We start from the raw sequence: 19,048 nt of genomic DNA on the forward strand, positions 1-19,048 counted from the left end.
TCACCTGCTCAGGGGGCCCCGACCGGGTGGAGGCCCTGGAACTCCAGGCCCGCCGTCTCCTCGACGCCGAGCGCGACGTTGGCGGCGTGGACCGCCTGCCCCGCCGAGCCCTTCATCATGTTGTCGATCGCCGAGAAGACGACGAGGCGCTTGTTTCCGGGGTCGAGTTCGAACCCGACCTCCGCACGATTCGTCCCCGCGACCGCCTTGGGCTCGGGGTAGCGATACACCCCGCCGCCGCCCGCGACGAGTTCGACGAACGGCTCGTCCTCGTACTCGCCGCGGTACGCCCCCCAGAGGTCGCCCTTCGAGACGGGCTCGCCCGGGAAGACGTGACAGGTCGCGCTCGCGCCGCGGATCATGTCCACCGCGTGGACGGTGAAGGAGACGTCCAGCCCGAGGAACTGCTCGATCTCGGCCTCGTGGCGGTGCCCCGTCGGCGCGTACGGGCGGACGACGCCCGAGCGTTCGGGGTGCGAGGAGGCTTCCCCGCCCCCTGCACCGCCCTCCGAGGAGCCCACCTTCACGTCGACGACGACCTGCTCGTCGCCGGTGAGGATGCCGTCCTCGACGAGCGGCTTGAGCCCCAGAATGGTCGCCGTCGCGTTACAGCCGCCGGAGGCGATCAGATCCGCGCCCGGCAGTTCGTCGCGGGTCAGTTCGGGCAGCGCGTACACGGCGTCCTCGAGCAGTTCCGGGCGCGTGTGCCCGTCGTACCACTCGTCGTACTGCGCTTCCGTGTCCAGCCGGAAGTCCGCCGAGAGGTCGACGACGGTGTCGGCGGCCTCCTGGAACTGGTCGATCTGCTCCATCGAGACGCCGTGGGGCGTCGCCGCGAACAGCACGTCGACGCTCTCCAGGTCCTCGGGTGAGGAGAAACGCAGGTCCAGGTCGCGGAGGTTCGGGTGGGCGTGGCCCACCGTCTTGTTCTCCTTCGAGCGGCTGGTCGCCTGTGCGACCTCGAACTCGGGGTGGCCGGCGAGCAGGCGCAGTAGCTCGCCGCCCGTGAAGCCCGAGCCGCCGACGACCGATGCGGTGTATTCACTCATGTGGCTGCCTCTGCGGTTTCCTCGTCGGCACCCGCGCGCTCCTCCAGCCAGTCGACGACTTCGGCGGGCACGTCGACGTCGGTGACCTCGTTGAGCGCCTTGAACTCGACGGTGTGGTTGACCTCGTGGACGGTGTAGCCCGACGGGTTCCCGTCGTCGTCCACGCCGGTCTCCATGAGGTCGATGCCGAGCAGGCCGCCGCCGACCGCGTCGCTCGCGGTCTCGACCAGCTCGCGCATCTCGTCGGTGATCTCGATCTCGGCGGTCTCGGCGCCCTTGGCGGCGTTGGTCAGCCAGTGGTCCGACGAGCGGACCATGCCGGCGACCGGCTCGCCGTCGACCGCGACGATGCGGATGTCGCGGCCCGGCTTGTCGACGAACTCCTGGATGTAGAAGACCTTGTGCTCGTAGTGGCCCAGCGTCTCCTTGTGTTCCAGGATCGCCTCGGCGGCCGACCGGGAGTCGATCTTGGCCATCAGGCGCCCCCACGACCCGATCACGGGCTTGAGGACGCACGGGTAGCCGAACTCCTCGATGCTCTCGAGGGCGGCGTCTTTCGTGAACGCCACGTCCGTCGTCGGCGTCGGAACGCCGGCCCCCTCCAGCGCGAGACTGTTTTTCACCTTGTTCGCGCAGACCTCCGCCGTCTCGGCGGCGTTGACGACCGGGATGTCGTAGGCCTCGGCGAACTGGGTGGCGTACAGCGAGCGGCTCGTCGCCAGACAGCGGTCGACGAGCACGTCGACGTCCTGCATGTCCTCGGGCGCGTCCGAGAGCCCGAAGCGCTGCTTGCGCACGTCGACCTTGACGACCTCGTGGTCGCGCTCACGCAGCTCGTTCAGCAGGAGCTTCTCGTCCCGGCGGATCCGGGAGTAGAGGATGCCGACGTTCACTCTCACTCACCCCAGTCCTCTTCGAGCTCCGGTGCCGTCTCGAGGACTGGAGGTTCGGTGTCGACGACTTCGAGCTCCGCACCGCAGGTGCCACAGTCGACGATCTCTCCTATCTCGATGCCGTCGTGCAGGGTTACCTCCGCCCCGCACTCGACGCATTCTGCCATCGTACCCGCAACTCGGACTGCTACCTACTTAAAGCCTTCGAACCTATCAGACAAAGAGTAATACGCATACGCCCCGCTAACCGCGTTGCGAGCCGGAATTCGTGGACAGTCCGTTCACTGTATCAGTTTTGTGTTATTTCCCCTCGCGGGGGTCGTGGGAGCGGCTGCGGTCGGTGGTGCGGGTCGATGTGCGGACGGATCCGGGCGTCCTCGCGGTCAGACATAGTCGGCCACCTCCGATTCGAGTCCGTCGAGCGCGCCGGCCACGGCGTCCCGCCGGTCGGCCACCGCCGATTCGTCGGCGGACAGGCGCCCGCGGGCGCCCTCGATCTGGTCGGCCACCGCGTCGGGCGCGGGGCCGCCCGCCGAGTCGCGCATCGCCACGCTCTCGACCGGGTCGAGCGTCGCCGCCAGCGTCTCCTCGTCGACGTACGCCGTCAGCGGTTCGCCCAGGATCTCCTCGGCCGCCGCTTCCAGTTCGGCGATTTCCGGGGCGTCCCGTCCGGGTTCGAGGTCCTCGGCCACCGCGGCCACGACCTCGTGGGCCGTCCGGAAGGGGACGCCGGCCATCGCCAGGCGGTCGGCGACGCCGGTCGCCGTCGAGAACCCGGCCGCGGCCTCGTCGGCGAGTACGTCCTCGTGCCACTCCGCCGTGGTCAGCGCCCCCGTCGCCACCTCCAGCGCGGGCGGCACCGCGTCCACCGCGGTCCAGGCCGGCGGCGTCGCCTCCTGCAGGTCGATGTTGTACGACCGGGGCAGCCCCTTCAGCGTCGTCAGCAGCCGCTGGAGCGCGCCCTGGGCCTCGCCGGCCGTGGCGCGGACGATCTCCAGCGTGTCGGGGTTCTTCTTCTGTGGCATGATCGACGACGTCGACGCGTAGTCGTCGCTGATCTCCAGGTAGTCCCGGCCGCTGTAGACGACGAGGTCCTCGGCCATGCCGGACAGCGTCGTCGCCAGCGTCGTCAGGGCGCTGGTCGTCTCGACGAGGAAGTCGCGCGAGGACGTGGCGTCCATCGAGTTCGCGACCGTGCTATCGAAGCCCAGCAGTTCCGCGGTGCGCTCGCGGTCCACGTCGAAGGGCGTCCCCGCGAACGCCGCCGCGCCGAGCGGCGACTGGTTCGTCGTGTCCAGCGCGGCGAGCAACCGCTCGGTGTCGCGCGCCAGCGGCCCCTCGTAGGAGAGGATCCAGTGGGCCACGGTCACCGGCTGGGCGTACTGCAGGTGGGTGAACCCGGGCATCACCGTCTCGGTGTGGTCGGCGGCGGCGTCGAGCAACTGCTCACGCGCGCCGACCACAGTTTCGAGCGCCTCGAACAGGTCCGAACGCAGGCGATACCGGATACACGTCGCCACCTCGTCGTTGCGTGAGCGGGCGGTGTGCATCCGGCCGCCCTCGGGGCCGACGCGCTGGATCACGGCGGTCTCGATGGCCTCGTGCACGTCTTCGGCGTCGGGCAACTCGCCGTGGCCCGCCGCCTCGACGTCGTCCAGCGCCGCCAGGATCGCGCTCGCGTCCTCGTCGTCGATTATGTCCTGCTCGGCCAGCATCACGACGTGGGCGCGGTCGACCTGCAGGTCCGCCGCGAAGATCCGCTCGTCGGCGGCCAGCGAGGACATGAACCCGCGCGCCGGTCCGCCGGAGAAGCGGTCCCGGCGGATCGCGGTCCCGCCGGTCTCTCCGTCGGCCTCGCCCGCCTCAGGGGTGTCCTCGCTGTCGGTCATCTTATTCGTCCGTGTCTGCGGCGTCCCCGCCGCCGTCCGTCGCCGCCTCGGCCTGCTTCGCCGCCACGTTCTCGGCGACGCGGTTGGCCAGGCGCGACTGGAAGCCGTGGTACTTCGCGACGCCCGTGGCGTCGTCCTGTTCGATGTCGTCGGTGACCGCTTCCTCGTTGAACGAGGCCGCCGACTCGCTGTAGACCGCGTACTCGCTGTCGCGGCCGACCGGGCGGGCCTGCCCGCCGTCGAGCTTGACGGTCACGGTCCCGGTGACCTTCGTCTGGGTCTGCTCGATGAACCCTTCGAGCGCCTTCGTCAGCGGCGCGTCGACGAGGCCCTCGTAGCCCTTCTGGGCCCAGCGCTGGTCGACCTGCTGTTTGAACGCGCGCTCTTCCTGCGTCAGGACCAGGCTCTCCAGGGCCTCGTGGGCGTTCAGCAGCACCGTCGCGGCCGGGTGCTCGTAGTTCTCGCGGACCTTCAGCCCGAGCATGCGGTCCTCCATGATGTCCGAGCGGCCGACGCCGTGCTTGCCGGCGGTCTCGTTGAGCTGCTCGATGAGTTCGACGGCGCCGATCTCTTCGCCGTCGAGCGCGACCGGGACGCCCTGCTCGAAGGTGAGTTCCAGCGTCTCCGTCTCGGCGCTGCCGGGCGCGGTGGTCCAGTCGTAGATCTCCTCGCCGGGGACGTAGGCGGGGTCTTCGAGTTCCGAGCCCTCGACCGAGCGGCTCCAGAGGTTCGTGTCGATGCTCCAGCGGCCGCCGTCGCCGCCCTCGACGGGCAGGCCCTTCTCCGCGGCGTACTCGCTCTCCCACTCGCGGGTGAGGCCGAGTTCGCGGACCGGCGCGAGCACGTCAAGATCCGAGGCGCGCCAGACGGCCTCGAAGCGGAGCTGGTCGTTGCCCTTCCCCGTGCAGCCGTGGGCGAGGGCGCTACAGCCCTGTTCCTCGGCGACTTCGAGGATGGCGTTGGCGATGACCGGGCGCGCGAGTGCGGTGCCCAGCGGGTAGCCCTGGTAGGTGCCGTTGGCCTTGACGGACTGGAGGCAGAGTTCGGCGAACTCCTCCTTGGCGTCGACGACGTAGTGTTCGAGACCGAGTTCCTCGGCGGTCTCCTCGGCTTCGTCGAACTCCTTGGCGGGCTGGCCGACGTCGACGGTGACGCCGATGACGTCGTCGTAGCCGTACTCTTCCTTGATGAGCGGGACGCAGACTGTCGTGTCGAGCCCGCCGGAGAAGGCGAGCGCGACGGTGCCGGATGGGTCGGATGTCATGTGTTGTGTGGTGACTGTCGGGTGAGATGTCCGCCCGGAACCCGACGGTGGCGGGAGTCGGAAACGAGACGTGGCGACGATGGGAGTAGTAATTTCGGGCCTAACGGCCCGGTCGTCGTCGCCGCGGTCGTCGGGCGTCGACGCCGGTCGGCGCCGCGCTCCGACGCGCGAAAAGTCGGTCGGCGGACCCGCCACTCGACGCGGCCTGCGTGCCGGGAGCGCGGGTCGTAGCCATGTACCTGCTACTACCGAGAACTCGCTACTAAAAGGTTGCGAACCGCCGCCGAGCGGCCCGTTATCGTCTGTTAGCCGTTCACACGGCCGGGCAGAAATTGCCGGTCCTCTCCGTCGGCGGCACCCGGCGGCCGATCAGATCCACTCGAACAGGGGGACGGCCGACCGGGCCGCCCCGTCGTCGACGCTCCCGTCGCCGCTCCGGTCGGTGTCGCCGGTATCAGCGCCGTTCGACCCGGCCGCACCGTCGCTGCCGCCATCAGCGTTGCCGGCACCAGCGCCGCTGGTAGCGTTCCCAGCAGCGTCACCGCCGCTGGTAGCGTTCTCGGCGCCGGCGCCGGCGCCGCCGGAGCCGGCCTCGCCGCTACCGCCGCCGGTCTCGTTGCCGGGACCGGGGTCCGCGGACGGACCGGCCTCGCCGCCGGAGCCGGCGTCGTTCGGGCCGACATCGGTCGGCGGACCGGATTCGTTCTGTGCTCCGTCGTTCGGGCCGGCCGCGCTGGGCGGTCCGGTTTCGGTTCCGGGGCCGGCGTCGGCCGGCGGACCGGCGTTACCGTTTCCCGGGGCGTCCGACGCGTTCGCGCCGGTTCGGTTCCCGGCGAACGCCGGTGGACCGGCGGCGGCCGGGCCGCCCATCCCCCCGCCGGCGTTCTTGCCCGCGATAGATCGCGCGACCGCGGCGACCTCCGGCCCGGTCATCTCGCTTGCCTTCGTCCGGAGCCGGTCGATCGCGGTCGCGTTGACGCCCTTCGCCTCCAGCGCCTCGGCGGGCAGCCCGCGGGCGACCTGCTCGGTCTGGTTCAGCCGGCGCTCGATCGCCCGCTGCTCGGCGTGGAGCTTCGCCAGACGGGCGCGGTACTGCCCCTCGCTCACCGTCCCGTTCTCGTGGGCCCGCTCCAGTTCCGACAGTTGCGATTCGAGTTCGGCGAGCCGCTCGTCCAGGTCGCCGACCTCCGCGGCGACGACGCCGGCGGCCGACCGGTTCGACCCCGCGGCGGCGATCCGCTGGCCGAACGCCCGGGCGTCGACTTCGCTCGACACCTCGGCCTGCTGGACGCCGACGACGCCCGCGAACTGCTCGCCGGGCGCAACCGTCTCGTTCCCATCGGTCGCCGCCTGTTGGGCTCCCGCTTCCGAGCCCGCCAGCGCAGCGACCGGAACGGCGCCGACCGCTCCGAGGACGAGTAGTAGCGCCGCGGCGACGGGTGATGCTTCGACCATCTCACTCCCATCATAGTCTCCTGTCTCCATATATATCCCCGATCCCCAACCCGATTCAACCCGGATTAAGGCCGTTTTCGACGGCAAACACAGGGCCGCTGTCTCGCGATAATCGAGGTCTAGCCGTCGAGCGGCGGAATGAACGGCCGAAAGCTACAAGTCGCTCTCCTCGGGGAGAGTGACGACGTTCTCGCGGCCGATGCGGAACGTCTCGACGGCGTCGTCCTCGCGGAGGTTGCCGACGACCTGGCTGGTCTTGGCGTCGGTCCAGTCGAGCTCGCCGGCGATCCGCTGCTGTTTGACACGGCCGCCGTTCTCCTCCAGCAGGCGAAGCACCCGTTCCTCGTTGCTCAGCAGTTCCTCCGGCGGTTCGTCGGGGGCGGTGTCCGTGTCCGCGGCGTCGGTCGCACCGTCCGCTGCCGCCGAGCCGGTCGCCGCGCCGCCGGCCGCTGCCCCGCCGGACCTGCGCTCGTCGGCGTCTTCACCGCCACTCCGCGAGCGGTAGAGCCACCCGCCGGCCGCCAGCGCGACAAGCAGGAACGCGGCGACCGCGAGCAGCGTGGTGGAGAGCCCGCCCGCGGGCGCGGCGACGACGCGCGGTTCGTCCGGCCCGAAGTCAGCGGGTCCGCGCCAGGTGACCGTTGTCTCGCCGCTCTCGTCGGGCTGGGGGGTCACCGACTGGCGCTCGTACTCCTCCGGCCAGGCCAGCGTGAGCGACGATTCACCGTCGAGGAAAAAGCCCGACAGCGAGTCGCCGATCCGCAGGCGGTCGCCGTCGGCCGCCGCGAAGTTCGTCCACCGGAAGCGGTAGGTAAGTACGCCGTACTCCTGTGGGAGCTGCTCCGTCGTCGCGGTGACGGTGACGTTCTCCAGGGCCATCTCGCGGCCGGTCCGGTTCTCGGCGCTCGCGACGGTCCGCTCCATCCCGGTCGCGAACTGGCTGGTGAAGGCGGTGGCGTTCTCCTCGACGTCGGCCTGGACCGACTCGAAGGCGGCGGTCTCGTTCTCGTCGGTCAGCCTGACCCGGAACGCGACGGTCCACTGGGCGGTGCCGTCCTCGCCGACGTCGGCCCGGAGCAGCACCACGTCCGGGTCGACCGCAGACTGGAACGCCGGGACCTGCTGCTGGGCGGCGACGCCACCGTCGACCGCGAACGCCCGCTCGTCCCCCGATCCCGGGCCGCTCGCGGCCCCGATGGCGGGACCGATGGCCGACAGACACAACAGTGCGGCCGCGACCCAGGCGGCGACTTGCCGCGACGCGTCTCTCATCGTCACTCGGGTTGGTCTGTACCCCGAAAGGCTTTGTGACGTGGACCGGGTTCGCCACGCGGCCACAAGCCGACGCCCGCAAGGCATTTGCGAGCGGCCGTCGAGCGCTCGGTCATGGGCTCCCGGGCAGACATCGAGGTCGAGACGCTGCTGAAGGTCGTCCTCGTGCTCGTGATCGTCTGGATCGCGATCGAGATCCTCGACGCCGCGATCTCGATGGTCCTCGGTCCGCTGAAACCAGTCTTCGGGCTGGTTATCGTCGTCCTCATCGTCCTCTGGCTGCTCGACCGCATCTGATCCGTCGGATCGACGCGGACTGTCGTTCGACGGTCTTTTCGCCGGCGATCCCCTCCTCACACCCGTGTACAGCCTGAACGTCCCCGTCCCCAGCACGGTCGCGGCCCTCGCCGGCGACCTGGGGACGCGCCTCGGCACCGCCGACGTCCGCCCGCGCGGCGAGCACACGCTCGTCTGCAAGCGTCTCGGGACCGGCGACGCCGCCACGTACCACGAGATCGAGGCCCGCGCCCGCGAGACCCTCGCCGGCGAACCCCCCTTCGAGGTCCGCGTCGGCGGCGTCGACGTGTTCACCGACGTCCCCAGAGGCGAGGGCCCCGTCGTCTACCTCACCGTCGAGAGCCCCGGCCTCGAAGCCCTCCACCGCCGGCTCTGCGAGGTGTTCGACCCGGTCGAGGAGATCGAGGGCGAAGAGTACGTCCCCCACATCACCGTCGCGCGCGGCGGATCCGTCAAACGCGCCGCGGACCTCCGGGACGCTCCGTTCGACCCCGTCGAGTGGGTCGTCGAACGCCTGGAGTTCTGGGACGCCGAACGCGGCCAGTCGGTCAGTTCGCTCTCGCTGCCCGCCTGATCCCTCACCGATCCGCTCCGTGGATCCAGACGCCGACCGCGATCAGGACGGCGCCGACGAGGAACCACCCCCACAGCCCCGCGACGGTCTCGGTCAGTGACGCCGTGCTCCCGCGGGCGACGCTCCAGTAGATCTGCACCAGCGCGACGCCGATCCCGAGCAGACCGGTCCCGTAGGCGCCGGCCGCGAGCGTCGCCCGCGTCGTGTCCCGCGTGTAGAGGAACGCGCTCAGCGCCGCGGCGGCGACGAGCGGGGCCAGGCCCAGGTTCGCCTCCAGCTCGACCACCAGCCAGAACAGGGCGGGGACGGCGACGGCCACCGCTCCCCGTCGGCGCTCGCTGCCCGCCACCCAGTCGACGGCCCGGTTCGTCGCGGCCCGCGACCGGGCGCTCATCTGCTCTGCTCCTCGTGTCCAGTCACGAACGGACTTCGCCCCGCGGGGGCTAAACGTGCGGGGGTGGTTCACCGCGTTCGGCCCCGCGCCCCTTCATCCGCGTCGGGACAACAGTTTAGCCGCTGTCGGCAGATGTGAAACCATGACCGACGACGCGCCGACCGACCCGCCGGACGGCGGACCGGACGAATCCAGTCACCTCGTCGGCGAGGGCGTCGCCCGCCGCGAGGACGCCGCCCTGCTCACCGGCGACGCCACCTTCACCGACGACGTCGACGCGGCGGACCTGGCGTATCTCACCTTCGTCAGGAGCGAGGAGGCCCACGCCGAGATCGAGTCCGTCGACGCGACCGCCGCGGCGTCGATAGACGGCGTGCTGGCGGTCTACACGTGGGACGATATCGCCGCCTCGGACGTTCCGGGGGTGCTCCCCATCTCCACCCACGGGCTCGACTGCGACCCGCCCGGCCACCCGGTGCTCGCCCGCGACCGGGTCCGCTACCAGGGGCAGCCTATCGCGGCCGTCGTCGCCGAGGACCGCTACCGCGCCCGCGACGCCGCCGACGCGGTCGAAGTAGTCTCCGACCCGCTCCCGGCGGTTGTCGACCAGCGAGAGGCACAGGAACCCGACGCGCCGACCGTCTACGAGGACGCGCCCGACAACGTCGCGGCGGTCTCCGAACTCGGGAACGCCGACGCGACCGACGAGGCAGTCGCCGCGGCCGACCGCGTCGTCGAGGTCGACCTGACGAACAACCGGCTCATCCCGAACGCGCTGGAGCCGCGGGCGGCCGTCGCCCGCTGGGACGCCGGCGACGAGCGCCTGACCGTCGAGATGACGAGCCAGTCGCCACACGGCCACCGCGGGAAGCTCTCGACCACGCTCGGACTGCCCGAGAGCGACATCCGCGTCGTCGCGCCCTCTGTCGGCGGCGGCTTCGGTCACAAGGGCCACCACCACCCCGGCGAGGCCGCGGCCGCCTTCGCCGCGATGGACCTCGACAGACCCGTGAAGTGGACCGCGACCCGCAGCGAGAACTACTTCGCGGGCGCCCACGGCCGCGACCACCGGACGCGGGCCGAACTCGCCGTCGACGACGACGGGACCATCCGGGGGCTGCGCGTCGAGACCGACGCCGACGTCGGCGGCTACGGCCTCGGCGGCAGCCTCTCGATGCCCGGCTGGTACGGCTCCCTGCTCTCCAGCCAGTACGACGTCCCCGCGATCCACTGCGAGACCCGCGCCGTCTTCACGAACACGACGCCGATCCACTCCTACCGCGGCGCGGGCCGTCCGGAGGCCAACTACGTCGCCGAGCGCCTCGTCGGCGCCGCCGCGCGGGAACTGGACTTCGACCCCGCCGAACTGCGCCGGACGAACCAGATCACCGACTTCCCGCACGAGACGGCGGTGGGGGCTACCTACGACAGCGGCGACTACGAACTCGGTCTCGACGAGGCGCTCGACGCGGCGGGCTGGGACGACCTTCGGGACCGCCCGAATCGCGACGACGAGGGCCGCTACCTCGGGGTCGGGCTGGCCTGCTACGTCGAGTCGACCGGCGGCGGTCACGAGAGCGGCGTCGTGCGCGCCCACCCCGACGGCACGGTCACGGTCTACGCCGGCACCCACTCCCACGGCCAGGGCCACGGCACCACCTACGCCCAGATCGTCGCCGACGAACTCGGGATCGACTACGACGACATCGACGTGAACGAGGGCGACTCGGACGCGACGCCGACCGGGACCGGGACGTTCGGCAGTCGCTCCACCATCACCGGCGGCAACGCCGTCGCCGAGAGCGCCCGCGCCGTCCGGGAGAAGGCCCGAAAATTCGCCGCGAACCTGCTCGACGCCCCCGAGGATGCGATCGAGTACGAAGCCGGCGAGTTCGCCGCGCCCGAGCACACCGACGACACCTGTTCCTTCGCGGACGTCGCCGAGGCGGCCTACGGCTGGGGCGTCCCCGAGGGAATGGACCCGGGCCTCGAAGCGACGACGTTCTTCGAACAGGAGGACACGGCCTACACCTTCGGGACCCACGTCGTCGCCGTCGCCGTCGACCCGGAGACGGGCGCCGTCGACATCGAGCGCTACGTCGCGCTTGACGACTGCGGCGAGCGGGTCAACCCGACCATCGTCGAGGGACAGGTCGAAGGCGGCGTCGCCCAGGGCATCGGCCAGGCGCGCTACGAGGCGGCCGTCTACGCCGACGACGGGACCCTCCAGACCGACTCGATGCTCGACTACGCCGTCCCGCGGTCGTTCCACGTGCCCGATATCCAGACCGAGGCCACCGTCACGCCGAGCCCGACGAACGACCTCGGCGTGAAGGGCATCGGCGAAGCCGGGACCATCGCCGCGCCGCCCGCCGTCGTCAACGCGGTCTGCGACGCGCTCGAACCCCTGGGGATCGCCCACGTCGACATGCCGCTGACCGAGGAGCGCGTTTGGTCGGCGATCCGGGACGCCAAAGAGTGAGAGTGCGGCTCTGTCATCAGGACCGGCCGGTCACCGGGACAGCCGGGGAACTCTCGCGTCAGCGGTGACGCGGCGACACCGGTCGAGCACGCGGCGACAGCCGTCAGCGGCAGTCGAAATCGCTCCAGTGGCGGCGGCGGCGGCGGCGGTGCGACCCAGGCAGCTAGCGCGGTCCGCGGCGGCGCGACCGGCGCTGGCGGACCGCGACGCGATCCCGCTCAGTTTCCGGCGCCACCGCGACGGCGAGAGGAGGCTCGTCGTCGTGATCGCGAACGCCGCGGCGAGCGTCGAGACAGTCGCGAGCGACCGCAGGCGGGACGCCGGCGGGACGGTCCCCGCGGCGGTCGTCCACGATTCGTCGGCGCTCGGCGTGGCGTAGGGGTCGGGGTCCCGCAGGTCGGTGAGGACCCGCTGTGCGATGACCTCCGCGCCGTTGTCGAACCGCGGTTCCGGCGGCGGGTCGGCGACGGCGTCCAGCACGTCTATCTGGTCCGGCGCGACCGCGAATCCGGTGACGTCGAACCGCTCCAGCCAGTCGGCGACGGCCTCCTGCTCGTCGGTCGCCGGGTGGACGACGCAGGGCGTCCCCGCGACGGCCGCGTCCATGATCGTCGAGTACCCCGAACACACGACGACGTCGGCCCCCCGGATGTACGGCAACAGCGACGCGACCGGGTCCCAGTCCTCGTCGGCCACGTCCAGCACGTCGTACCCCTGTCGGCGGAGGTGGTCGGCGATGCGCGACAGCGACGAGTAGTGACTCGGGACGACCACCACGTCGGCCTCGTCCCGCACCGGCGGGTCGCCGTCGAGCGCGACCGGCGGGATCCGCGTCGCCCGCTCGGGGTCGGCCTCCGACCCCGGCCAGACGACGGGGTAGAAGAACTCCCGGGCGGCCGAGAGCTGGAACAGCGTGTGGAACCGGGCGCCGGCGCGCTCGACGGCGTCGTCGTACAGCCCCGGCATGTCGTGTTTCAGCACGTAGAGGGGCACGTCGCAGCGGGTGGCCGCCATCGCAGCGAACATGTCGTCCGTGACCAGCGCGTCGGGTTCGGTCGCGGAGAGCCACGCCTGGTAGTCGGCGATCCGGCCGAGGCTCGCCGGCAGGCTCCGGGTCGCGGCCCGCCACAGCGACCCGTCCTGATAGGTGTCGATGTAGTCGACGGTCGTCGGTTCGAACTCGTCGTAGCCGTTGAGCGCGACGAACTCCCGGCCGGCGCCTCCGCCCGCCATCCGCACCGAGCCGCCGGCGGACTCGATCGCCTCGGCGACGGCCAACATCCGCGTCGCGTGCCCCGCTCCCTCGGGGTAGTGCGCCACGGCTACTGTCGGTGGCATTGCATCTCTACCCGAGCGTCGCGGGATCCCGGTATATGTCTTGTGTACGTCACGTGCCCCCGGAGCCGGAGGCTTCCGCGCCCGTCATACCGGGCTAGCACACCGGCTTCGGGTCGACGCCCATCGCTTCGAGCGCGCGGACGTACTCGTCGTAGGCCGCGTCGATCACTCGGACGGCGCCGCGCTCGGCGCGCTCCCAGTCGTCGTCCCCCTCGCAGACCGAATCGAGCAGGTCGATCCCTTCCTGGAGCCGCTCCCGTGCGTCCGACCGCAGGTCTCTGGCGAGGTCCGCTCGCTCCTCGTCGGCCTCGTTGACGAAGAAGCTGACCGCCTGGAGGCGCGTCCGCTCGGCGACGAGCGGGCGGCCGACGAACGCGGCGGCCAGCCGCTCGACGGTTCCCTCGGTCTCGGCCAGCGCGTCGTGGAGCGGGTCGTCCGCGGCGTCGAGCGCGTCGGCCGCGTCGGCGTCGTCGTTCGGCAGCGCGGCCAGCGAGCCGACGACGCGGTCGAAGTGGTCGGTCTCGCGCTCGGCGGCAGTGTCGAAGGCCGACGCGGCGTCGCCGACCGCTTCCGTCGCCCACCGCTCGAACGTCTCGCGGCCGCTGGCCGCCGACTCGGCGACGACGCGGAGGACGGGGGCGCGTTCCAGATCGGCGTCCGTCGCGGCGATCAGGTACTTGTCCGACCCGAGCCGGTCGAGTTCCGTCGCCCGCGCCTCTCGCACCGCCTCGACGAGTTCCTGGCCGTTCATGGCCCGTCGTTGGAGCGCCGCGCAGGTATATGTACGGCCGGAGCGGTCCGCCCGCGTCGCCGCCTCCAGATCGGTCGAGTTCGATCTACTCGCTCTCGCCGTCGCCGCCGACGGACTGGCCGACGCGGAAGCGGTTCTCCGGGTCGTACCGCGCTTTCACCTCGCGGAGGCGCTCGTAGTTGGGCCCGGTACCGGCGCGGACGATGTCCTCGCCCTCCTCGCCCAGGCCGGCGAAGTTCACGTACATCCCGCCCGTGGAGAACCGCCCCAGGTCGCTCCAGGCGTCGCGCGCCCACGACAGGTTCGCCGCGTTCGCCGTCGGGTCGTCCCAGCTCGCTTCGACGCTCACCATGTAGGCGGCGTCGCGTCCCGCGAAGGCGGTCGCCGAGGTCGGCACGCGCCCCATCGCCCCGCCGAGGTGCCACACGGTCACGCTGGAGCGCGACGACGGGGCCTCGGCCGCGTGTGATCGGATCGCCTCGACGCACTCGTCGGTGAGGTCGTTTAGCAGGTGGGACTTCCAGTAGTAGCGGCGGCCGTGCGGGTAGGCGTTCCCCAGGTCGTGCAGGTCGCGGAACGTCGTCACCTCGCTGTAGTCGGCCAGCGGGTCGCCGATGTCTCGGAGCGGGCGGAGCGCGCGCTCGCCCTCCTCGACCGGGCCGGCGTAACACGCCGCGATGCCCACCGCGGGTTCGCCGCGCGCGCTCTCCGGTACGGCGTCGTCCGGGGCGGCCGTGCAGAACGCCATCGACGTCGCCTCGTCCGGCGCGCCGCCGGCCCACTCGCGGTAGGCGCGGAGCGCGTCGGCCACGTCGTCGTAGAAGACCGTGACCGTGGCGACGTCCGGGCCGACGGGGTAGAGTTCGAACTCGAAGGAGGTGACGACGCCGACGGTCCAGCCGCCGCCGCGGAGCGCCCAGAAGAGGTCCTCGTTGCGCGACTCGCTGGCGGTCAGGCACTCGCCGCCGGCGGTGACGACGTCGGCGGACCGCAGCGCGTCGATGCCGAGGCCGTGTTTCCGCCGGAGCCACCCGACGCCGCCGCCGAGGGTCGACCCCGCGACGCCGACGTCCGCGGAGGTCCCGGTCGGCGCGGCGAGACCGAACGCCTGCGTCTCGCGCAGGAGGTCGCCGAGCCGCGCGCCGGGACCGACCCGTGCGCGCCGCGCTTCGGGGTCGACCCTGACGTCGTCCATCGGCGAGAGGTCGATCACGACGCCGTCGTCGACCACGCCGTTCCCGGCGACGTGGTGGCCGCCGCCGCGGACGCCAACGGGCAGGTCGTCCTCCCGCGCGAGGTCGACCGCGGCCACGACGTCCGTGACGCCCCGACAGCGCACGATCGCGCTGGGATAGCGGTTGACGAGCCCGTTCCAGACCTGCCTCGCGCTGTCGTAGCCGTCGTCGCTCGGCGTGAGGACCGTGCCGGCGAGGCGGCGACGCAGCGCCGCTTCCGCATCGGTCGAGAGCGGCCGGGCCGGGGCCGTTCGCTCGCTGTCGGAGTTCCTCCACATGTCGCCTCGTTGGGGCCGAACGCGGTTGAACGCTTGCCCCGGGGATGGAATCGGACGCCGCTCCGAACGGCCGACCGCGGACGGTTCGCCGGCGAACCGGCGGCGACCTTTATATGCACGCCCGCCGTCGCCGCGACACAGCATGCAGGGAGTCGTCGAGACGTTGGTCGAGGCGCTGGGCGCGCAGTCGCTTTTGGTCCAGGCGCTGGTCGGCGGGCTGGTCATCGCCGGGCTCAACCTGTTGGGCGCGTCGCTGATATTCGTCTGGCGCGACCCCTCTCAGCGGGGGCTCGACGGCGCGCTCGGGTTCGCCGCGGGGGTCATGCTCGCCGCGAGTTTCACCAGCCTCATCCTCCCCGGTATCGAGGCGACACCGGGCGGGAATCCGCTCCCCGTGCTCGGGGGCGTCCTGCTCGGCGCGCTCGCGCTCGACCGCGCTGACGTGCTCGTCCCCCACGCCCACTACCTGCTGACCGGACAGAAACGGGAGGACGCGGCCAAGCCCGGCGAAGACCTGTCCGTCGAAGACGACCGCCTGGCGTCGGTCGTCCTGTTCATCCTCGCGATCACGCTCCACAACATGCCCGAGGGGCTGGCCGTCGGCGTCGGCTTCGGATCGGCCGCGGCGCCGGTGGCGCCCGGCGCCGCGGAGACCTCCTCCATCGGAGACGCCGTCGCGCTCATGCTCGCCATCGGGATCCAGAACATCCCCGAGGGGCTCGCGGTGTCGGTCGCCGCCGTCAACGCCGGCCTCGACCGCCGCTTCTACGCGATGGTCACGGGGATCCGCTCGGGGCTGGTCGAGATCCCGCTCGTCCTGCTGGGCGCGCTCGCCGTCTCGCTCGCGGCCCCGATCCTCCCCTACGCGATGGGCTTCGCCGCCGGCGCGATGCTGTTCGTCATCAGCGACGAGATCGTGCCCGAGACCCACCTCCACGGCAACGAGCGGATCGCGACGCTCGGCACCATCGTCGGCGTCGTCGTCATGCTCTACCTCGACATCTCGCTGGCGTAACGCCCGTCGGAGCGGCCCCAGGGGGCCCGCGCTGACCGTCTCTCGGTCAGGACCCGTATTCGAGCGCGACGACGCGCCCGTCGCCGTAGCGGACGAGCAGTTCCTCGCCCGGTGCAGCGGTGAGGTTCGCGGGCGTGACGCCGGTCCAGATCGGCACGTCGCGCTCGTAGGTCGCCCGCTCGCCGCCGGTCGCCGGGTCGAGAACCGCCACCCGCCCGCCGTTTGTCACCGCGACGAGCGACCGCTCGCCGTCGCCGTCCAGGTCCGCGAGGACGGCCGGCGGCGTGACCGACCCGTCGGCGGTCGAGAGCCGCGCCCGCCACTCCTCGGTCCCGTCGGTGGCGTCCAGCGCCCGCAGGAGGCTCCCGGCTTCGCCGACGTACGCTTCCGGCGTGCCGTCGCCGTCGCCGTCAGCGAGCGCGCCTATCGTCGGCGACCCCGCGGCCGAGCGGTTCCACTCGCGGGCGCCGGTCGGGCCGTCGAGCGCGACGACGCCGTCGTTCCCGGCGACGACGACCCTGACCTCGCCGCCGACGGTCGCGGCCGCGACGTCGTTCGCGCCGACGCCGCGGCGCCACAGCACGGTCCCCTCGGCGTCGTAGGCCACGGTCTCCTCCCTGCCGGCGACGACGACCTCCGGAGTCCCGTCGCCGTCGAGGTCGGTCACGACCGGCGACGCGTAGACGAGACTGGAGACGTTGCCGCGCCAGCGGACGGTCCCGTCCGCGGTCGCGACGACCACGTCGCCGGAGACGTCGCTGGCGACGATCTCCGGGCTCCCGTCGCCCAGCACGTCGGCGACGGTCGGTCGCGCGTAGCCGTAGGCGCGCGTCGGGATCCGGAACAGCTCCCGGCCGTCGTTCGCCGCGAACGCGACGGTCGCGTTCTCGGTCGTCCCCGCGACGACCTCCGGCTGCCCGTCGCCGTTCAGGTCGGCGACCGCGGGCTTCGTCAGCGCGTGGCTGAAACAGCGCTCCGGCGGGACGCCCGCCCACCACCGGACGCTCCCGTCGTCGGCGTCGAGCCTGTTGAGCGAGCATGAGCGGCGGGTGAGGTCCTCCTGGCCCTGGAGCCCGGTGACCGGCGCGACGACGACGCTGTCGGCGGCGCCGACGCCGTGGTGGTTGAAGTCGTTGGCCCGCGCGGTGTCGCTGACCCACAGTTCCGTCAGCGCGGCACCGCCCCCGCCGGGAAGGGTCCAGAACGCGGCGGCGCCGACGCCGGCGAAGGCGACGAGGAGGAGGGCCAGCGCGGCGACCGTGCGGGTTCGCATCGTCTCCGAGTCGCCGTCGGCCGGCCAAAGCCCTTCCGACGCGGCCGCGGGATTCGAGCGCCGTACCAGAGCCCCTTTGGCCGCGCTCGGCCGAACCTCCCGATATGTCTCGACGCCGGGGGCAAGTTGGCGCTCGCCGAGCGGCGCGGCCTGCGGTCGTCGCCGCAGTCGCGACGCTCGCGTTCGCCGCCGCCGCGGGCGTCGCGAACGCCCACGAACTCACCGCCCGCGAGTTCACGGCCCCGGTCCCCCTGCCGCTGGTCTTCGCCGGCGCCGGCGCGACGGTCGCGCTGACGGCGCTCTGGCTCGGGGTCGCCGACCGGGCACCCTCCGACGGGTCGGCGCCGGCCAGCGACGAGTCCTCCCCGTCACGCGATTCGAGTCCCCCGTCCGCGGTCACGCTCCCGTCGCCGCTCGTCCGCCCCGTCGCCCTCGTGGCTCGCGTCGGTTTCCTGGCGCTGTTTCTCGCCGCGCTCGGCCACGGCCTGGTCGGTCGGCAGGTCGCCGCGGAGAACCTCGCGACGCTCGTCCTCTGGCCGCTCCTCCTCAAGGGCGTCGGCCTGGTCGCCGTCGTCGCCGGGTCGCCGTGGCGCGTGCTCTCGCCGTGGGAGACGCTCTACGACGCCCTCGTCGCGCTCGAAGGGCGAGAGATCGCCGTTCTGGGCGACTACCCCGACCGACTGGGGGCCTGGCCGGCGGTCGCGGGCTTCGTCATCGGCGTCGGCGTGCTGGAGAACCTGACCGTCGCGACGCGCTCGCCCGGGACGACCGTCGTCGTCGCCGCGGGCTACGCCGCGCTGATGCTCGCGGGCGCGGCGGCGTTCGGCCGGGAGTGGTTCGCCCGCGCCGACGCGCTCGCGGTCCTGTTCGCCCTCCTCGGCCGTGTCGCGCCGCTCTCGGTCCGGCGGACCGACGACGGCGACTTCGCCGTCACCCTCCGGGCGCCCTGGGAGGAGGTCAGCGCGCCCCTCGCGTCCGCGTCGCTCGTCGCCTTCGTCGTCGCGGCGGTGTACACGGTCAGCTTCGACGGGTTCACCGCGACGCGAGCCTACCGCGGCCTCCTCGCGCCGGCCCGCGACGCCCTCGGCGTCGGCGTCGCGAGCGTCGCCCTCTACGCGCTGGGACTCGTCGCCTTCCTCCTGAGTTTCACGCTCGCGGCGGCGCTGGCGGAGCGACTCGGTACCGGTCCCGCGTCCGGTACGTCGCCGCGCTCGGGGTGGCTCGACGCCGCGGTCGGCTTCGGCGGGACCGTCGTCCCCATCGCGGCGGCCTACGAGGTGGCCCACAACTACCCGTTCGTGACCGCGAACCTCGGCGGGACCGTCGCCGTCGTCCGCGACCTCGCGCTCGGGACCGAGGGCGACCCCGTCCGGCTGTTGGCCGGGCTGTCGGTCGAACTGTTCTGGGGGTCGCAGGTCGCGCTCGTCGTCGCCGGCCACCTCGTCGCGGTCGTCGCCGCTCATCGGGTGGCGACCGAGCGCTACGGCACCGGTTCGGCCGCCCGGCGGGGACACGCCCCGTTCGTCGTCGTCATGGTCGGGTACACGGTGCTCTCGCTGTGGATCGTCTCCCGGCCGCTCGCGGGGTGA

17 protein-coding genes are annotated in these 19,048 nt (G+C 72.1%); 5 read left to right on the top strand and 12 right to left on the bottom strand.

The genetic code is table 11. The features are described 5' to 3' along the window. Positions 1-8 precede the first annotated feature (8 nt). From argC to PSC72_RS14735, 7 genes are all read right to left on the bottom strand, one after another. Positions 9-1,049 (bottom strand): N-acetyl-gamma-glutamyl-phosphate reductase, encoded by a 1,041-nt coding sequence (gene argC / locus PSC72_RS14705; RefSeq protein WP_274322172.1) that lies wholly within the window; start codon positions 1,047-1,049, stop codon positions 9-11. After that, positions 1,046-1,942, bottom strand: a complete 897-nt coding sequence (lysX, locus tag PSC72_RS14710; protein ID WP_274326184.1) for a lysine biosynthesis protein LysX — start codon at positions 1,940-1,942, stop codon at positions 1,046-1,048. Before lysX ends, argC begins: the two co-directional genes overlap by 4 nt. Positions 1,943-1,944: 2 nt before the next feature. Further along, the gene (gene lysW / locus PSC72_RS14715; RefSeq protein ID WP_006882170.1) at positions 1,945-2,109 is read right to left on the bottom strand and encodes a lysine biosynthesis protein LysW; all 165 of its coding nucleotides are present in this window, start codon (positions 2,107-2,109) and stop codon (positions 1,945-1,947) included. A 216-nt stretch (positions 2,110-2,325) separates the two neighbouring features. Beyond that, entirely contained in the window at positions 2,326-3,831 is a 1,506-nt protein-coding gene (argH, locus tag PSC72_RS14720) for an argininosuccinate lyase (RefSeq protein ID WP_274322173.1), read from the bottom strand. Between the two features lies 1 nt (position 3,832). Next, positions 3,833-5,095, bottom strand: coding sequence for an argininosuccinate synthase (locus PSC72_RS14725; protein WP_274322174.1), 1,263 nt, complete (start codon positions 5,093-5,095; stop codon positions 3,833-3,835). A gap of 369 nt (positions 5,096-5,464) precedes the next feature. Beyond that, entirely contained in the window at positions 5,465-6,550 is a 1,086-nt protein-coding gene (locus PSC72_RS14730) for a hypothetical protein (RefSeq protein ID WP_274322175.1), read from the bottom strand. A gap of 153 nt (positions 6,551-6,703) precedes the next feature. After that, positions 6,704-7,822: a DUF7345 domain-containing protein gene (locus PSC72_RS14735; protein WP_274322176.1), complete on the bottom strand. Its 1,119-nt coding sequence runs from the start codon at positions 7,820-7,822 to the stop codon at positions 6,704-6,706. 114 nt (positions 7,823-7,936) lie between these two features. On the opposite strand from PSC72_RS14735, the gene PSC72_RS14740 reads away from it, so the two are divergent. Further along, positions 7,937-8,119, top strand: a complete 183-nt coding sequence (locus PSC72_RS14740; RefSeq protein ID WP_274322177.1) for a DUF7554 family protein — start codon at positions 7,937-7,939, stop codon at positions 8,117-8,119. Between the two features lie 64 nt (positions 8,120-8,183). Beyond that, positions 8,184-8,693, top strand: a complete 510-nt coding sequence (locus tag PSC72_RS14745; RefSeq protein WP_274322178.1) for a 2'-5' RNA ligase family protein — start codon at positions 8,184-8,186, stop codon at positions 8,691-8,693. Positions 8,694-8,697: 4 nt separating this feature from the next. Here PSC72_RS14745 and PSC72_RS14750 read toward each other — a convergent pair whose 3' ends face one another. Beyond that, positions 8,698-9,087, bottom strand: a complete 390-nt coding sequence (locus PSC72_RS14750; protein ID WP_274322179.1) for a hypothetical protein — start codon at positions 9,085-9,087, stop codon at positions 8,698-8,700. A 142-nt stretch (positions 9,088-9,229) separates the two neighbouring features. Between PSC72_RS14750 and PSC72_RS14755 the strand changes: the two genes are divergently transcribed. Next, on the top strand, positions 9,230-11,569 hold the full coding sequence (locus tag PSC72_RS14755) for a xanthine dehydrogenase family protein molybdopterin-binding subunit (protein ID WP_274322180.1): 2,340 nt from the start codon (positions 9,230-9,232) through the stop codon (positions 11,567-11,569). Positions 11,570-11,599: 30 nt separating this feature from the next. Here the strand turns inward: PSC72_RS14755 and PSC72_RS14760 are convergent, their stop codons facing one another. The 3 genes from PSC72_RS14760 to PSC72_RS14770 form a co-directional block, all read right to left on the bottom strand. Next, a complete protein-coding gene (locus PSC72_RS14760; RefSeq protein WP_274322181.1) occupies positions 11,600-12,907 on the bottom strand; it encodes a glycosyltransferase in 1,308 nt (435 codons plus the stop codon). Between the two features lie 94 nt (positions 12,908-13,001). Further along, positions 13,002-13,658, bottom strand: coding sequence for a rubrerythrin family protein (locus PSC72_RS14765; protein ID WP_274322182.1), 657 nt, complete (start codon positions 13,656-13,658; stop codon positions 13,002-13,004). Between the two features lie 85 nt (positions 13,659-13,743). Next, positions 13,744-15,171: an FAD-binding oxidoreductase gene (locus PSC72_RS14770; protein WP_274322183.1), complete on the bottom strand. Its 1,428-nt coding sequence runs from the start codon at positions 15,169-15,171 to the stop codon at positions 13,744-13,746. A 142-nt stretch (positions 15,172-15,313) separates the two neighbouring features. Here PSC72_RS14770 and PSC72_RS14775 point away from each other — a divergent pair, with 142 nt between their 5' ends. Continuing rightward, positions 15,314-16,186: a ZIP family metal transporter gene (locus PSC72_RS14775; RefSeq protein WP_274322184.1), complete on the top strand. Its 873-nt coding sequence runs from the start codon at positions 15,314-15,316 to the stop codon at positions 16,184-16,186. 46 nt (positions 16,187-16,232) lie between these two features. Here PSC72_RS14775 and PSC72_RS14780 read toward each other — a convergent pair whose 3' ends face one another. Continuing rightward, positions 16,233-17,459, bottom strand: coding sequence for an outer membrane protein assembly factor BamB family protein (locus PSC72_RS14780; protein ID WP_274322185.1), 1,227 nt, complete (start codon positions 17,457-17,459; stop codon positions 16,233-16,235). A gap of 104 nt (positions 17,460-17,563) precedes the next feature. On the opposite strand from PSC72_RS14780, the gene PSC72_RS14785 reads away from it, so the two are divergent. Further along, the gene (locus tag PSC72_RS14785) at positions 17,564-19,048 is read left to right on the top strand and encodes a hypothetical protein (protein WP_274322186.1); all 1,485 of its coding nucleotides are present in this window, start codon (positions 17,564-17,566) and stop codon (positions 19,046-19,048) included.

This window comes from Halosimplex aquaticum (assembly GCF_028747785.1).
In the GTDB taxonomy this organism is placed as follows: domain Archaea; phylum Halobacteriota; class Halobacteria; order Halobacteriales; family Haloarculaceae; genus Halosimplex; species Halosimplex aquaticum.

Excerpts from the sequence above, each read along its gene's own strand:
- PSC72_RS14725 (WP_274322174.1), bottom strand. The coding sequence starts at position 5,095 with ATGACATCCGACCCATCCGGCACCGTCGCGCTCGCCTTCTCCGGCGGG.
- PSC72_RS14730 (WP_274322175.1), bottom strand. The coding sequence starts at position 6,550 with ATGGTCGAAGCATCACCCGTCGCCGCGGCGCTACTACTCGTCCTCGGA.
- PSC72_RS14785 (WP_274322186.1), top strand. The coding sequence starts at position 17,564 with ATGTCTCGACGCCGGGGGCAAGTTGGCGCTCGCCGAGCGGCGCGGCCT.
- PSC72_RS14780 (WP_274322185.1), bottom strand. The coding sequence starts at position 17,459 with ATGCGAACCCGCACGGTCGCCGCGCTGGCCCTCCTCCTCGTCGCCTTC.
- PSC72_RS14740 (WP_274322177.1), top strand. The coding sequence starts at position 7,937 with ATGGGCTCCCGGGCAGACATCGAGGTCGAGACGCTGCTGAAGGTCGTC.
- PSC72_RS14735 (WP_274322176.1), bottom strand. The coding sequence starts at position 7,822 with ATGAGAGACGCGTCGCGGCAAGTCGCCGCCTGGGTCGCGGCCGCACTG.
- PSC72_RS14765 (WP_274322182.1), bottom strand. The coding sequence starts at position 13,658 with ATGAACGGCCAGGAACTCGTCGAGGCGGTGCGAGAGGCGCGGGCGACG.
- PSC72_RS14775 (WP_274322184.1), top strand. The coding sequence starts at position 15,314 with ATGCAGGGAGTCGTCGAGACGTTGGTCGAGGCGCTGGGCGCGCAGTCG.
- lysW (WP_006882170.1), bottom strand. The coding sequence starts at position 2,109 with ATGGCAGAATGCGTCGAGTGCGGGGCGGAGGTAACCCTGCACGACGGC.
- argC (WP_274322172.1), bottom strand. The coding sequence starts at position 1,049 with ATGAGTGAATACACCGCATCGGTCGTCGGCGGCTCGGGCTTCACGGGC.
- PSC72_RS14755 (WP_274322180.1), top strand. The coding sequence starts at position 9,230 with ATGACCGACGACGCGCCGACCGACCCGCCGGACGGCGGACCGGACGAA.
- argH (WP_274322173.1), bottom strand. The coding sequence starts at position 3,831 with ATGACCGACAGCGAGGACACCCCTGAGGCGGGCGAGGCCGACGGAGAG.
- PSC72_RS14760 (WP_274322181.1), bottom strand. The coding sequence starts at position 12,907 with ATGCCACCGACAGTAGCCGTGGCGCACTACCCCGAGGGAGCGGGGCAC.
- PSC72_RS14770 (WP_274322183.1), bottom strand. The coding sequence starts at position 15,171 with ATGTGGAGGAACTCCGACAGCGAGCGAACGGCCCCGGCCCGGCCGCTC.
- PSC72_RS14750 (WP_274322179.1), bottom strand. The coding sequence starts at position 9,087 with ATGAGCGCCCGGTCGCGGGCCGCGACGAACCGGGCCGTCGACTGGGTG.